The sequence below is a fragment of the Bacterioplanoides sp. SCSIO 12839 genome (assembly GCF_024397975.1).
GTDB lineage: Bacteria > Pseudomonadota > Gammaproteobacteria > Pseudomonadales > Oceanobacteraceae > Bacterioplanoides.
Map to the genome: position 1 here is coordinate 3340954 of NZ_CP073745.1, position 13568 is coordinate 3354521.

At 47.1% G+C, this 13568-nt stretch carries 13 protein-coding genes; 7 read left to right on the forward strand and 6 right to left on the reverse strand.

The genetic code is table 11. The features are described from left to right. The first annotated feature begins 53 nt into the window (after nucleotides 1–53). From KFF03_RS15200 to fldB, 5 genes are all read left to right on the forward strand, one after another. Nucleotides 54–395, forward strand: a complete 342-nt coding sequence (locus tag KFF03_RS15200; protein WP_255857764.1) for a hypothetical protein — start codon at nucleotides 54–56, stop codon at nucleotides 393–395. Further along, nucleotides 388–762 carry a hypothetical protein gene (locus KFF03_RS15205; protein ID WP_255857765.1) on the forward strand — a complete coding sequence of 125 codons (375 nt, stop codon included), beginning with the start codon at nucleotides 388–390 and terminating at the stop codon, nucleotides 760–762. Before KFF03_RS15200 ends, KFF03_RS15205 begins: the two co-directional genes overlap by 8 nt. Before the next feature lie 2 nt (nucleotides 763–764). Next, nucleotides 765–1127, forward strand: coding sequence for a VanZ family protein (locus tag KFF03_RS15210; protein ID WP_255857766.1), 363 nt, complete (start codon nucleotides 765–767; stop codon nucleotides 1125–1127). A gap of 208 nt (nucleotides 1128–1335) precedes the next feature. Continuing rightward, nucleotides 1336–1797: a hypothetical protein gene (locus tag KFF03_RS15215; protein WP_255857767.1), complete on the forward strand. Its 462-nt coding sequence runs from the start codon at nucleotides 1336–1338 to the stop codon at nucleotides 1795–1797. Between the two features lie 63 nt (nucleotides 1798–1860). Then, nucleotides 1861–2433 (forward strand): flavodoxin FldB, encoded by a 573-nt coding sequence (gene fldB / locus KFF03_RS15220; RefSeq protein WP_255857768.1) that lies wholly within the window; start codon nucleotides 1861–1863, stop codon nucleotides 2431–2433. Between the two features lie 99 nt (nucleotides 2434–2532). On the opposite strand, the gene KFF03_RS15225 is transcribed toward fldB, so the two are convergent. Genes KFF03_RS15225 through KFF03_RS15235 form a run of 3 tightly spaced genes read right to left on the reverse strand, consistent with a single transcriptional unit; the run spans nucleotide 2533 to nucleotide 6858 of the window. After that, nucleotides 2533–3534 (reverse strand): GTP-binding protein, encoded by a 1002-nt coding sequence (locus tag KFF03_RS15225; RefSeq protein WP_255857769.1) that lies wholly within the window; start codon nucleotides 3532–3534, stop codon nucleotides 2533–2535. 55 nt (nucleotides 3535–3589) lie between these two features. Further along, nucleotides 3590–6097 carry an ABC transporter permease gene (locus KFF03_RS15230; RefSeq protein WP_255857770.1) on the reverse strand — a complete coding sequence of 836 codons (2508 nt, stop codon included), beginning with the start codon at nucleotides 6095–6097 and terminating at the stop codon, nucleotides 3590–3592. Next, nucleotides 6094–6858: an ABC transporter ATP-binding protein gene (locus KFF03_RS15235; RefSeq protein WP_255857771.1), complete on the reverse strand. Its 765-nt coding sequence runs from the start codon at nucleotides 6856–6858 to the stop codon at nucleotides 6094–6096. Before KFF03_RS15235 ends, KFF03_RS15230 begins: the two co-directional genes overlap by 4 nt. Between KFF03_RS15235 and KFF03_RS15240 the strand changes: the two genes are divergently transcribed. Both KFF03_RS15240 and KFF03_RS15245 read left to right on the forward strand, forming a co-directional pair. Continuing rightward, complete coding sequence (locus KFF03_RS15240; RefSeq protein ID WP_255857772.1) at nucleotides 6845–7489, forward strand: arylesterase; 645 nt, start codon at nucleotides 6845–6847, stop codon at nucleotides 7487–7489. The genes KFF03_RS15235 and KFF03_RS15240 overlap by 14 nt on opposite strands. A 140-nt stretch (nucleotides 7490–7629) precedes the next feature. Further along, complete coding sequence (locus KFF03_RS15245; RefSeq protein WP_255857773.1) at nucleotides 7630–9930, forward strand: bifunctional diguanylate cyclase/phosphodiesterase; 2301 nt, start codon at nucleotides 7630–7632, stop codon at nucleotides 9928–9930. Here KFF03_RS15245 and KFF03_RS15250 read toward each other — a convergent pair. The 3 genes from KFF03_RS15250 to KFF03_RS15260 form a co-directional block, all read right to left on the reverse strand. Beyond that, nucleotides 9916–10929: a lipase secretion chaperone gene (locus tag KFF03_RS15250; protein ID WP_255857774.1), complete on the reverse strand. Its 1014-nt coding sequence runs from the start codon at nucleotides 10927–10929 to the stop codon at nucleotides 9916–9918. The genes KFF03_RS15245 and KFF03_RS15250 overlap by 15 nt on opposite strands. Before the next feature lie 2 nt (nucleotides 10930–10931). Further along, on the reverse strand, nucleotides 10932–11807 hold the full coding sequence (locus tag KFF03_RS15255) for a triacylglycerol lipase (RefSeq protein WP_255857775.1): 876 nt from the start codon (nucleotides 11805–11807) through the stop codon (nucleotides 10932–10934). 230 nt (nucleotides 11808–12037) lie between these two features. Next, nucleotides 12038–13561: a GGDEF domain-containing protein gene (locus KFF03_RS15260; protein WP_255857776.1), complete on the reverse strand. Its 1524-nt coding sequence runs from the start codon at nucleotides 13559–13561 to the stop codon at nucleotides 12038–12040. Nucleotides 13562–13568: the final 7 nt, after the last annotated feature.

The following is a 13568-nucleotide window of genomic DNA, read 5'->3' on the forward strand; positions in this document are numbered from 1 at the left end:
AGTTTTCCAGACCCTGCTATCCTCCCTGCCAAAGGAAACCAGGAGCTGCATCATTGGCAGACCAGCACCAAGACAGTCACCCCAAACAAACCGGAACCGCCCCCGACAAGCCAGAAACGACAAGCGGATGGCGTTTGTGGCTACAACAACGCGCTGAAAATGAACGTAGCAATCTGCGCTTATTTGTCAGTGGTGCCGCGGCATTTTTTATCGGGCTGGGGTCTGTGCTCTATGCCGATCAGAGATTATTACCTTCGGTTATGCAGGAGCTTCTGGCGGCCAGTGGCTTAGTGTTAAGCAGTGCCGGCGCGTTAATGGCATTAACTGGTTATATTTTTTTGAGTTTTTCGAGAATCTTTCGCTTAACTCGTACAGATGAGAAACATCATGACTGAACGCTTCCCCGATATTGAAATTTACCTGATGAAAGCTGAAGCAGAGGCCGTTCTCGGCTGGCTCAAGCAGACTCTGGGAGAGGTCGTGGTCAAAAATGGCGACGCGGACACCCAGCACTGGCAAGCCGCCGATATGGATATTTATTTTACCGAGCAAGCTGAAAAAAACTTTGCCAGCCTGTGGATTAAACAAAATAAAACGCCCTGGTTAACCGATCTCGAATGCGCTCGCTCAGCACATGCGACTTTGCAGTATGAAATTCGCTGCAGTGATTCCGGCTGGCAGGAAAGTGAAGGTGACGACCAATCCGGTCAGGGCTGGATCAAGCTGATCCGCGGTGAAGAAAAGTCATTTATCTGGAAATAACCGTGTCTGTTCTGCTTCTTTTTGTACAACGTTATTGGGCTGTTTTATCAGTGATGCTGCTGGCGTTTGTAACATTGGTGTCTTTGTATCCGGCCGATCAATTACCTAAAGTTCCCGGCAGTGACAAAACCCATCACTTTGTTAGTTATGCAGCAGTAGTCTTCCCGATTGCCCTGGCAAAGCCTAAACACTGGTTATGGCTTGCGCTACTTGTCATTGGCTGGAGTGGTGCTATTGAACTGATTCAACCCTATGTGAATCGTTATGGTGAGTGGCTGGATCTGGCCGCCAATAGCGCTGGTGTGTTAATTGGAATTTTGTCAGCCATGTTAAGCCGTCGGTTGTTCCTGAAATCTTCCACTTGAAACCCTCTACCTGAAGCGATGCCGACGCCTTAACGCCTGCTACAACTTTTCCAAACGACACCTCAACCACACACGAACTACGCCTTATAAACAGGCCCTGGTCACGCTTCTCCCTCTTCCGGCTGATATTTACAGTTTATTTCTCTTGAAAGCTTGCAAATGCGAAACATTATCATTAACGTAAGCATTATTGTTGCAGGAGATGCTTATGCCACAGCCAGCCAAAGCCACCAATGTTGTTATGTTACCGCACACTCAGGTTCCGTCTCACACCACACGGCTTAACCGCTTTCAGGTGGTACAGGTTGGCCAGGAGCATGCCATTCGCAGGCTGGAGCAGCTGGAAGGACGCATTCAACAATACAGCGATACCATCCAGCACCCGGAATGGCTGAATGAGTACATCGATCTGGGGTTGGACCTGGCAGAACATGCCGGCAGCCGCAATCTGCGTCCGTTACAAGAAAGCTGGCTGAAGCGGATTTATAAAACCCTGCGTGATACGGCATTTAATCTCGACTGCCATGAAAACTGGCGCCAGCAGTGCCTGGACTTTTTGTATCAGCCATTTTTTGCTCTGCAACATTTTTACCGCGAACAGCCCAACGGGCGACAAAAAGTTCGTTTGTTATTTAAAGATTTGTCGATGATTACCCGCTACGTGGTGTAAACATCGAACTGCCAGTGCTGCTTGCAGCACGGTAACACCAGATGGGATTGAGGGTCAGCACGGATGCTTTCTTCTTCACCCGTGATTATTCAGGAATTAATTATGCAACGCATTGGACTTATTTTTGGCACAGACACCGGCAATACCGAAGAGGTCGCGCAAAAACTTCAGGAACGCATCGATTGGGCAATTGTAGAAACCCATGACATTGCCAGCTGCTCGGTGGAAGATATTCAACAATATCCGGTTTTAATTCTGGGCATTCCAACCTGGGATTTTGGTGGTATTCAGGCAGACTGGGAAGATTTCTGGCCAATTCTTGAAGACATGAGCTTCCAGGACAAAATCATTGCATTGTATGGTTTAGGAGATCAGTTTGGTTATGGCAATTATTTTCTGGATGCCATGGGTCTGCTGCATGATGCGGTACGTGACCGCGGTGCGACCATCATAGGTCACTTCTCAGTAGAAGGATTTGATTTCGAAGAGTCCAAAGCCTTAACCGAAGACGGCGAAAGCTTTGTTGGCCTGGCATTGGATGAAGACCAGCAATTTGAGTTATCCGACGAACGCATCGATCGCTGGTTAAAACAAATTCATGCAGAGCTGGATAACCTGCAGGTGCTGTCGGCGTAAGTCGAAGCGGGCGCTCAATTATGCGGGCATTCAATTGCCCAAGAAGTACGTATTACCCGGCTCTGATTAGCCGGGTTTCGGCGTTTAACCTTTTTTGGTTTACTCATTGCTTTGCAAACAAGCCAGCAATGCCTGTTGTAATGCGTCCTCATCAAGGGCTGCTGAGCTGATTAATTCCAGGCGACTTTCATCCAACGCCCGCGTGGGCATCTCCGTTAATACCCCTTCCCGAAGATTAAAAACATACGCGCCTTGATCGGTGTTGATTAATCCTTTGGCTCTTTCCACCTCAAGACCAGACAACCAGTTACGTATATTTTCCAGAGAAAATAATTGCTGCCCCTGAATCAACCACCCCAATGAGAAATGTCCCTGTCCATGATTGCTCAATCGGCGCAACATTTCATCGGCTGCCAAGGGTTGCTGAGTATCCAGTCCGGCATCTTTTTTGTGAGCATGTGCGTGCGCTTCCGGGTGTATTGCCAGACGTTGTGGATCAGCAGGATAGTGTAATAAGGCAATATCCAATTCTCCCTGAGTCACCAACACTGCGGCTGACTTTTCAGGCTGTGAATGCTTCACCAGGGTTTCAAACTGTGCTTTGTCATCGTCATTGGCCAGATCCGTTTTATTCGCCACCAGCACATCGGCTAACTGAATCTGATCAATAAAAGTTTCATGTTGTGTATAACGGGTTTGGCTCAGGTGGCGAGGATCAATCAGACAGACGCTGGCACCAATTTCCAGAACGTCCTGATAATGCTCGTTACGCAGCGTTTCAAGAATATTACGCGGATGCCCTAACCCCGTTGGCTCAATTAATAAAACATCCGGCTTTTCTTTGGCAATCAGCAGGTTCAGCCCCATCTGAAAAGGCAGGCCAGAAACACAACACAGGCAGCCACCCGGAATTTCTTTGGTCACGACCTTGTTAAATTCCCCCGCCTGAGACTCCAGGATGGCGCCATCAACCCCCACTTCACCAAACTCATTCACCAGCACGGCCCACTTTTCAGCCTCTGGTTTTTGTTTTAATAAATTAATAATCGCGGTGGTTTTTCCCACCCCTAAAAACCCGGTAATAATATGTGTACGAATCACATTGAATCTCTTTAAAAATAATGTCGTGTTTTTATTAGGGCTAATTAAAAACCCGTTATTCAAGCTCACGCAATACCGTGAGCGGAGCAACGTTAACCGCTGCCCGCATTAAAAAACGCCCCACCAGCACTAACATCACAACCGTTGCCGGTGGCAACCATAACCAGGCCCGGCCCAACCCCTGAAAAACACCCTGATAAGGAATATTCAGCAAATATTGATACAAACCAAAAACAATGACCTCTCCCCCCAATAAAGCCAGCAAAGCGGAGGTCAGCGCCAGTAATGAAAACTCGGCCGTCTGAGCCTTGCGAATCACCACACGACTGGCACCCAATGTTCGCAAGATCGCTCCCTCACGCAGGCGTTCATTTAAACTGGCAATCAGCGTAGCAATCATCACCAGAGCTGCGGCAATTAAAACAAAGGTCAGAATCAATTCAACCGCCAGGCTCACTTGCATTAATAATGTCTGGATTTGCCCGAGTACAATCTGCATATCCAATAAAGTCACGGTGGGAAAATCACGAATTAACTGAGTGAGTTGCTGCTGTTGCTCTGGTGGCACATAAAAACTGGTTAAGTAGCTACCGGGTAGCTGATCCAGCACATCCGGGGAAAACATCATATAAAAATTCGGCGATAATGAACCCCAGTCCACCTCTCGGATACTGGAAATGGTCGCCTGAAAATCAACGCCTCCCGCTCGGAAAAATAACCGATCGCCTAACCCGACACCTAAACGTTCCGCCAGTTTTTCTTCAACAGAAACCTGGTTTTCAGCATTGTTAATCGCTTGCCAGTCTCCGGCAACAATACGATTGGAATCTGGTAATTGCCGGTCGGACGTCAAAGCTAAATCGCGATTAATCGCCGGATCAGCAGCGATATCAAGATTTTGTACATCCTGATCGTTAATTTTCAGCAAACGTCCGGGCACCATGGTGTATAAGCGCTCGGTACGATACCCCGCTGCCTCAACCTGCTGGTAAAACGCATCTTTTTCATACGGTTGAATATTAATGGCAAACACATTGGGGGCATCGTCCGGTAGGCTGGCCTGCCAGTCAGCCAATAAATCATTGCGCACCACACCAATCACCACCATCACCAGCAACGTCAGTGAAAAAGCGAGTACCTGCCCGGCTGTCTGGCGGCTATTACGGCTCAGATGCTGCCAGGCAAAGCGCAATACCAAAGGCAGCGACGTCTGACTCAGGGGCTTACGCAACAAGGCAATTGCGCCGTGCAGCAGAGCCAATAACAACAGAACAACAATCCCGCCTCCCATCATCATCCCCAACGTCAGTGGCAGGTCCTGGGTGAAAAACCAGAGCAGTAGCGTTAAAGCCGCCAAAGCCAATAACGTGATCAGCCAACCGGACAAAGGCACGGGGGTAATATCCCGGCGCAACACGCGTAAAGGCGCAACACGAGAGAGCGGCAAAATATACGGTAAAGCAAAACCAAATAAGGTCAGCACACCACTACTGGCGCCCAACAACCAGGCTGACAACGGGGCCGATGGTAAATGCTCTGGCAAAATTCCCTGCAATAATTGAATCAGCCCTTGCTGCAATGACGCCGCCAGACTGCTGCCCACCACCGTAGCGAGCAATGCCAGAATGACCAGCTGCCAGGCATACACCTGATACACCTGGCGTTGCTGTAAACCAAAAGTGCGCATCAGAGCGCTGATATCATAATGGCGCTGTGCATAACGCTGGGCACAGATAGCAACAGCCACACTGGCCAATACAACGGCCAATAATGCCGCTAAACCCAAATAACGTCGTGCACGATCGAGTGCATTCGACATCGCCTGATTGCTGTCTTGTAAGGATTCAAAACTCTGATTCGCTTCCAACGGCCAGCCATTGCGCAACTGCTGCAACACCTCGCCATCACCTTTCAGCAACAGGCGATACTGCAACCGGCTGCCAGGGCCTAATAACGATGAGTTTTCCACATCCTGCCAGTGAATCATCACCCGGGGTGATAAGGTGTAAAAATTACCGCCGCGGTCACTTTCTTCAAGAATCACCGCGCTGATGCGATATTCCCCCTCTCCGAGTTCGAGGGTGTCACCGACCTCGGCTTGCAATAACGCCAATAAACGCGGCTCCACCCACACCTCACCCGGTTGTGGCCCTTGTGTTGCCAGAGTATGCGAGGCGGTTTGTTGATAAACCTGGTCACTGATTAATAATCGCCCACGCAACGGATACCCTTCATCCACAGCTTTGATCGCCGCCAACGACATCTCGTCGCCTTTCAGTACCACACTCGGAAACGTCAGTGTACGCGCCGTTTTGACACCTTGCTGTTGAGCTTGCAGGCGCCACTCATCGTTAATCAGGCTGGTCGATTTTAAGCGCAGGTCTGCGCCTAATAAGTCGTTTGAGCGCGACTGCATGGCCAGATCCAAACGCGCACTGAACAGTGAAATAGCAGTGGTGGAAGTCACGGCAATTAATAATGCCACCAGAATCAGGGTGAGTTCTCCACTTCTGGCTTCACGCGCCAATAAGCGTAATGCAAGGCGGATCGGCATCAGACTCATGGCAACACCTCTGTCGCAGTGACTGCCTCAGCTTCCGTTACTGACTGCAAGCGGCCATCTACCATTTCCACCTGGCGCGAACACCGGGCCGCCAGCTGTGGATCGTGGGTGACCAGAACCAGCGTGGTTCCCTGCTCCTGATTCATACGGAATAACAATTCTTCAATCTGATGCCCAGTGGCCCGATCCAGATTACCGGTTGGTTCATCGGCGAATAAAATTTTGGGCGAACCGGCAAATGCCCGGGCAATGGCAACACGTTGCTGTTCGCCACCCGATAACTGTGTCGGATAATGTTGCTCGCGATGATCCAGACCGACCTGAGCCAACCAGGACTGAGCTTGCTGCCGGGCATTCGCGGCATTCATTATTTCTAACGGCAGCATCACGTTTTCCAGTGCTGTCAGGCCTGGCAGCAACTGAAAGTTCTGGAACACAAACGACACACCCTTAGCTCGCACGGCAGCTCGCTGATCCTCATCCATATCATCAATGCGCTGCCCTAATAAATGGATTTGTCCGGAAGTCGGCTGATCCAGGCCTGCCATCAGCCCTAACAAGGTCGATTTGCCACTGCCCGAGGCACCCACAACAGCAACGCTTTCACCCGACTTGATCTCAATATCAACACCCTGCAAGATGACCAGTTCCTGATTGCCAGCCTGCACCCGCTTTTCCAGCCCTCTAATAATCAATGAGGCGTCATCAAACGAAAGAGAAGCGTGTCTAGAATTACCGGAGAGTGTTGTGTCAGTTGTCATCGTATTACGAAACCTGCTGTTAGTCGTATTCATGGGCATGTTATCCGTGACGGCTATTGCCGCCGCCAATGATGCCCACTCCAAAACCATTCTGATCGTTGGAGACAGCATTAGTGCCGGATTTGGCATCCCGTTGCAACAGGGATGGGTGGCGTTATTAGGTAAAGAATTGCAACGCCTGGGCCACAACACCCAAATCATTAATGCCAGTATCAGCGGCGACACCACCCAGGGAGGTGTGTCGAGACTCCCTGCTCTGCTGAAATCACACCAACCACATCTGGTTGTCATTGAATTAGGCGGTAATGACGGCCTCAGAGGAACGCCAATCCGACGGATTCAGGCCAATCTGCAACGTATGATTCATCAGGCCCGTGAGGCAAACAGCGACATATTTCTGCTCGGCATGCAGATCCCGCCCAACTATGGCCGCAAATACACACAATCTTTTCGTGAGATATTTCCTACATTAGCCGAGGAAAACCAGATTCCTTACCTGCCCTTCCTGCTCGAGAAAGTCGTGACTGAGCCGGGAATGATGCAGGCTGACGGTATTCACCCAACCTCAGCGGCACAGCCTCAAATGATGCAGAATGCTCTGCCAGGGATTTTGCAATGGCTTACAAAGTAAACCGATAACCCATCGTTGTGCCGCTATACTGAATAACACGTATTGTTCTTTATCTGGTTCTTATATACATGTTTTTTCTCAACAGGCTGCCAACGGGATTGCGCAATCGTTATCTCCTGATCTGGCTACTATGCGTTATCGTGCTGGCGCTTCACTTAAGCAATACCTGGCAGCAAACTAAGCGGTTGGTCAGCGATGAGTTATATCGTCAGCAACATAGTTTCTTACAAACGGTTAAGCATCAGCTTGATTACAAAAATATTTCTGTCGAACAGCTGCAACACAATGATTTCCCAAAGCTGGTTCGCACCCATCACTATCAGAACCTCAGCTTAAAGGTTTATTCGTCACAGGATCAGCTGCTGGCGTTTGATCATCCGAAAACAAACAATGACATCAGTCATCTGCTATCGGAAGAGGTGCCACTGCGAATTCAAAGCTTTTTGCAAAAATTACCATCAGAACACTCACCATCCGATCAGATGCATTTCAGCGAAAAAAACAGCAATCTGGATAGTCAGGATGTCTATCGACAAATTTTGATAAGCGATAACCCGGAAGTCAAAATTGAAGCTTCGGTTCCGGCCTTTGATCTGCACCTACGAGCAGTTAAAAGTGCTATGTCTGGCATTATTTTATGGTTATTAACCAGCCTGGCGGTTTTACTGAGTTATTACCATGATAAAAAAAATAAACAAAAGCTGATTACCAAAGAGCAGGCTTTCATTAAATCACTGAAGAAATCAGAAAATACAACCTCACTGTTTTTAAATAACATCTCAGGCTGTGCTTATCAGGCCGATTATCCCAGCTACAAATTACGGTTTGTTACTCAGGGAAGTGAGCAAATTTTTTCGTTACCAGAAGAAGACTTTTCCCGACATACGTATTCGCTGCTCGATTTTCTTCATGAAGACGATAAAGATAATGTCATCCGCCAAATTGAAAAGCACGTCAAAGAACAATCATCGTTTGAATTTGTATGCCGTCTGACGATCCAAGGGTACGATAGCCGCTGGGCAATGAACAAAGGACATATTTGCACCAATAAGGATGGCACATTAACCATCGAAGGCTTACTGGTTGATATAACAGATCAGAAGTTATCACAACAGCAAGTAGAGTACCTGGCCACGCGCGACCCGTTAACAGAGTTGGCTAATCGTTACTGTTTTAACGATGAAATGATTAATCATATTAACCGGGATACAAAACATCAGCAGCCTTTTGCTTTATTACTGATTGATCTGGATCGTTTTAAAACCGTTAACGAGTCACTGGGACATCAGGTTGGAGACCGACTGCTGAGATTAGTGTCGGAGCGATTAAAAAAAGCCGTCAATGAAAAACATTTATTAGCCCGGTTGGGTGGTGATGAGTTTGTCATCATGATGAATAATCCGGCTGATCGCGATGAAGTGATGTCACTGGCCGATCACGTCAAAGATATTCTGGCGCAAACGTTTCAGCTCGAATATTACAAACTCAGCAGCACCTGCAGTATCGGTATCAGCCTTTACCCCGATAACGCCACCGAATCACACGAGTTGATGCAGCATGCCGATACCGCCATGTATAAAGCAAAAGAAAAGGGAGGCAATTGTTATCAGTTTTTCTCAGATGAAATGAATCACCAGGCGAAAGAACGCTTGTTATTAGAAAATGAGCTACGTAAAGCCATCAAACTGCAGCAATTTGAACTTCATTATCAACCTCAGGTCACCACTAGCGATAACCAATTATTAGGTGCGGAAGCGCTGATTCGCTGGAACCATCCTGAAAGAGGCATGATTTCACCAGCCGACTTTATTCCTATCGCTGAAGAAACCGGCATGATCAGGGACATTGGTGACTGGGCATTAAATGAAGCTTGTTCGGTTTTCAGCCGTTGGAATCAACAGTTTGGCCTGAACCTGATCATTTCCGTGAACGTTTCGGCCTGCCAGATGGACGAGGCGTTTGTCCAACGCGTTAAGTTTCTGCTAGACAAACATCAGCTACCTGCGTCCCAACTGGAATTGGAAATCACTGAAAGTTTATTAATGGATAACCTCAACGAAAACATTCGCCTAATGCATAAAATCAATGAGTTCGGCGTTGAGTTTGCCATGGATGATTTTGGAACCGGGTACTCGTCTTTGAGTTACCTGAAGCAATTCCCGCTAAGAAAATTAAAGATTGACCGGTCTTTTATCAATGACATTACGACGGATGTTGATGACGAAGCAATTGTCCGGGCCATTATTGCGATGGCAAAAACCCTGAAATTAAAACTGGTCGCAGAAGGTGTGGAAACAGACCAACAGCTTTCCATGCTGTCGGAAATGACCTGTGAAAGCTATCAGGGGTATTATTTCAGTCGTCCTATTCCTGAAGAAGAGTTTTGTCAGCGCTATCTGATGAAAGGCAACCTGGTTAGTTTTACCTCAGTTAGCCGATAATAATTGAATCGCTGCCGGTAACCTTTTTTGCTCTTGTGCAGAGAAGTGCTGGTTACGATAAGTCATTAATAATTCTTCACGATATTCAGGGTCAATACTCTGCAACTGTTCAGAATTCATATAATTGAGGTAACTTGTCAGCCGCTGATGCCAGGCCTGTTGTTTTTGGTCTGTGGCAGCCAGACGATCTGCAGCATCATGACCAAACTTCTGTACACGAAACTGGTGGATGGCTTCGCTACTGTGCCCTTGTTGAATCATAGCCTGCTCATGACGATTCAGTTCAACCACACTCCGGGTCTGATCGCGCATCCTGCGTATCGGTTCAGGAAGCTGTTGCTCCAGTAATCGTAACTCGTCCTCGCTAGCTCCGGATCTTCGGGCCAGAATTTGTTCTATCATATAATTGTCCAGCAGCTCATCACCCGTAAAAAACGCATCGATTATTTGTGCACTGAACCATTGTTGTCGTAACCGCTGTTGCCAACGAGTACGCTCAACCATGTCTTCAGTGGCCGCAACATCAACCCTTTTTTGCTGTTCAAGGTCGTAATGCTCTAATGCTTGCAAATAACCAATGTATTGCTGCAACAAAGCCAGTGCCTGAGAGCTGCCAGGTTCAGGTAGTTGTATCATTTGGCTTCGTATCACGAATAAAATGTCAGCCAATTCAACTTCTCCCTGAGCCGCTAAATGAAAATCCAGCCATTGTCGTAATGCCAGGTCGATAATCAAATTCCCCTGATTATCCGTACGCAATAAACCATCACGTTCAGCACCCCGAAATGTTTTTAAGGACAATAGTTGTTTGCTTAAAACAGTCGGATCAGATTCAGTAATAATCTGATCCGGTGTCGCCACTACGACATTATTCTGCAACACGCCCTGCTTTTTCACCTTTGTTTCAAACGTTAATAAGGCGGTGCAAATCACGACAAAAAACAACAATAAAAAAGGGCCTAACAATGGGCTGTTTAAAACAATACGTAATGGCTTCATGGTTATAACCCCGCTTGTTTTAAGCGATTGGCGTGGGTCCGGAATACCGTTAATGGATCCGTTTCCGTCAGATGGTGAATACCTAACAACAGGTTCACTTCATCCAAATGATTCATACGGAAGTCATCACGAATTACCATTCCTAAACGCGAAGAACAGCTGCCAACCAAACCATCATTGGCCTCACCTGCCGGGAAGAAATGTTGAGCAGTGCCGGTAATAAGATCCAGAGGATCTAATACATTCGTAACAGGCTGAGCACCGCTCCACGAATAATAACGTACACCATTCACTTCATAAGCGCCTTCACCGCAGGCAGTCGTTGGAATGCCATCACCATGCAGCTGGTTAAACGCCTCCGTTTGTTCAAATGTCATGGAACGCATCGAAGCCAGAATATCCTGGGGATAATCACCACCGGATACACCGTCAATTACCTGAGCCAGTGTATTGCCAAGCGTGGCCAGTAATCCTTCCACAACCGCTGAGTCATCACTTAACTCTGATAACGTATCAGCCACCGGTGTACCACGGTTAACACCTGCAATGGTTGTCACCGATGCCACCAGATCTGGTCGCACTGAAGCCACGTAACGCGTCGTTGGCCCGCCATGACTATGACCTATCAGATTCACTTTTTCAGCACCGCTGATTGCTAATATTTGCTCAATCTGAGGAATTAACTGCTCACCGCGGATTTCAGGTGAATTAGAATTGGATACGGTCGTGATATACACATCAGCGCCATCCTGGCGGAGTGTTTCAGGCACTTTATACCAGTAATCGATGCCAAATAAATTATCAAAGCCAAATAATCCATGGGTAAGCACAATCGGGTATTTCGTCTCGGTATAGCCGGAGCTGGGTGGCTTCGACATTGACCAGACATGACCAGAGAAACAAAGAGTTATAAATGCCAGCAATGTGGCAAGCGTCCGCATTATCATAAGAAATTATCCTTCGTTTTTATTTTTTTAAGGCAGTTCTTTATCTGTCTTAGGCAGATATCGGATTTAGTCTAGATAACAAATATATAATCGACAGACTTATGATTATTTTTTATGCAAGATTTTCAGAGGGTCGCAGACAAAATATGTCTGAATAGATATTAAACGCCAGTATCGGTAATTAATGATCCTATTTCCTGGTGATGCTTTCTTTTTTGTTCGTACATATCAGCATCAGCAATTTGCATAAGTTTCGTCAGCTCATAACCATGATCTGACGTATAGGCATAACCAATACTGGCAGATATTCTCAGAGGTTCTAAACGCGCACCGTTGATGCCAAGCACAACACGCTCAAGTCGGTTTTTGATCATCCGTAACTGATCCATATTTTCAATAGGGTCAACCAGTACAATAAATTCATCTCCGCCTAAACGAGCCGCCATATCACCACGTCGTAACGCTTGCGACAAGCCTGAACCAAGCTGTTCAAGTACATAATCTCCTGCATCGTGGCCCAACTGGTCATTAATGGCTTTGAACCCATTAAGGTCGAGGTAAAATACCGCCATATCCGCCTTGGAGCGTTCAGCCGTGGATAACAAACGCTGGGCATATTCATCGAAGCTATAACGGTTAGGCAGCCCTGTCAGGCCGTCATAGTTCGCTTGTTTATAAAGGCGACGGCGCTGCTCCTCTTCACTGGCTTCAAAGCGAGAGTGTATATGGAACATCTGTCGGTATAAGGTGGGGAAAACCACAATACCCATAATCACAATCACCAGCCAGCTCCATTTTATATCGCTCCAGGTTAGTGGCCTTGAGAATTGAATCTCAAGCGTGTAATCACTTAGTTGAATCGTACGGGTAGCCTTTAATTCGGGAAATATTGATAAAACGCCCTCATGCTGTACATCGCTCACCTTGTTTACCAAGCGGAAACGATTGTTTTCTGTAACCGTGTATAAATCCACACCGAGATGCCACTGGTCCGTAATTGAAGGTAATAAATCACTGACCTTAACCACTAATAAGGATAAAAACTGTGGCACAGACTGATGCACAACCGTTTGCATCATCACCATAACCGGCTCGTCGTCGAGTAACTGAAACGGCTCGGTCAAGACGATTTTTTCACTGACATTTTGTGGAATATGATCATTAATAAAATCGATGGTTTTTAGATCCAACCCAAGACGCGAGGCTTCAATCGCAGGCTCAATCATAATGACAGGCAGTGCCTGGTCATCATCAATAATTCGTTGACGCACCAGACCTTCGCCGCTCACAAACCTTAAAACGGAAGGATGGCTGAGCTGCTGATGCATATATTGTTCATATTCCTGCCAGTTGCGATCTTCTACGAATTGCGCGACCTGGAACATATGAACATGAGGAAAGCGACGTGCCATGATACTGGCATAATTACGGACGGAATTCAGATCAACCGAGTCTTTACCCTTAAAATAGGTAAACAGCCCAACCAGTAAAGTTTCATTCTGAGCCATTTTTTCTCTGACATACTGGCTGATAACATAACTTTCTGAGTCAAATTCATGCTTCAGGCTTTGCATATTCCAAGACCAGGCAAGCACCAATGACATCACAAGACCCAGTAAGGTCATGATCGTCAGTAGCCCATATAACACGGGCAAACGTGATTTTTTAGATTTGGAGTGGAACATAACTCAG

Bases quoted from the DNA above. Each gene is read 5' to 3' on its own strand.
- KFF03_RS15205 (WP_255857765.1), top strand. From the start codon at position 388: ATGACTGAACGCTTCCCCGATATTGAAATTTACCTGATGAAAGCTGAA.
- KFF03_RS15215 (WP_255857767.1), top strand. From the start codon at position 1,336: ATGCCACAGCCAGCCAAAGCCACCAATGTTGTTATGTTACCGCACACT.
- fldB (WP_255857768.1), top strand. From the start codon at position 1,861: ATGCTTTCTTCTTCACCCGTGATTATTCAGGAATTAATTATGCAACGC.
- KFF03_RS15230 (WP_255857770.1), bottom strand. From the start codon at position 6,097: ATGAGTCTGATGCCGATCCGCCTTGCATTACGCTTATTGGCGCGTGAA.
- KFF03_RS15235 (WP_255857771.1), bottom strand. From the start codon at position 6,858: ATGACAACTGACACAACACTCTCCGGTAATTCTAGACACGCTTCTCTT.
- KFF03_RS15250 (WP_255857774.1), bottom strand. From the start codon at position 10,929: ATGAAGCCATTACGTATTGTTTTAAACAGCCCATTGTTAGGCCCTTTT.
- KFF03_RS15255 (WP_255857775.1), bottom strand. From the start codon at position 11,807: ATGTCGAAGCCACCCAGCTCCGGCTATACCGAGACGAAATACCCGATT.
- KFF03_RS15260 (WP_255857776.1), bottom strand. From the start codon at position 13,561: ATGTTCCACTCCAAATCTAAAAAATCACGTTTGCCCGTGTTATATGGG.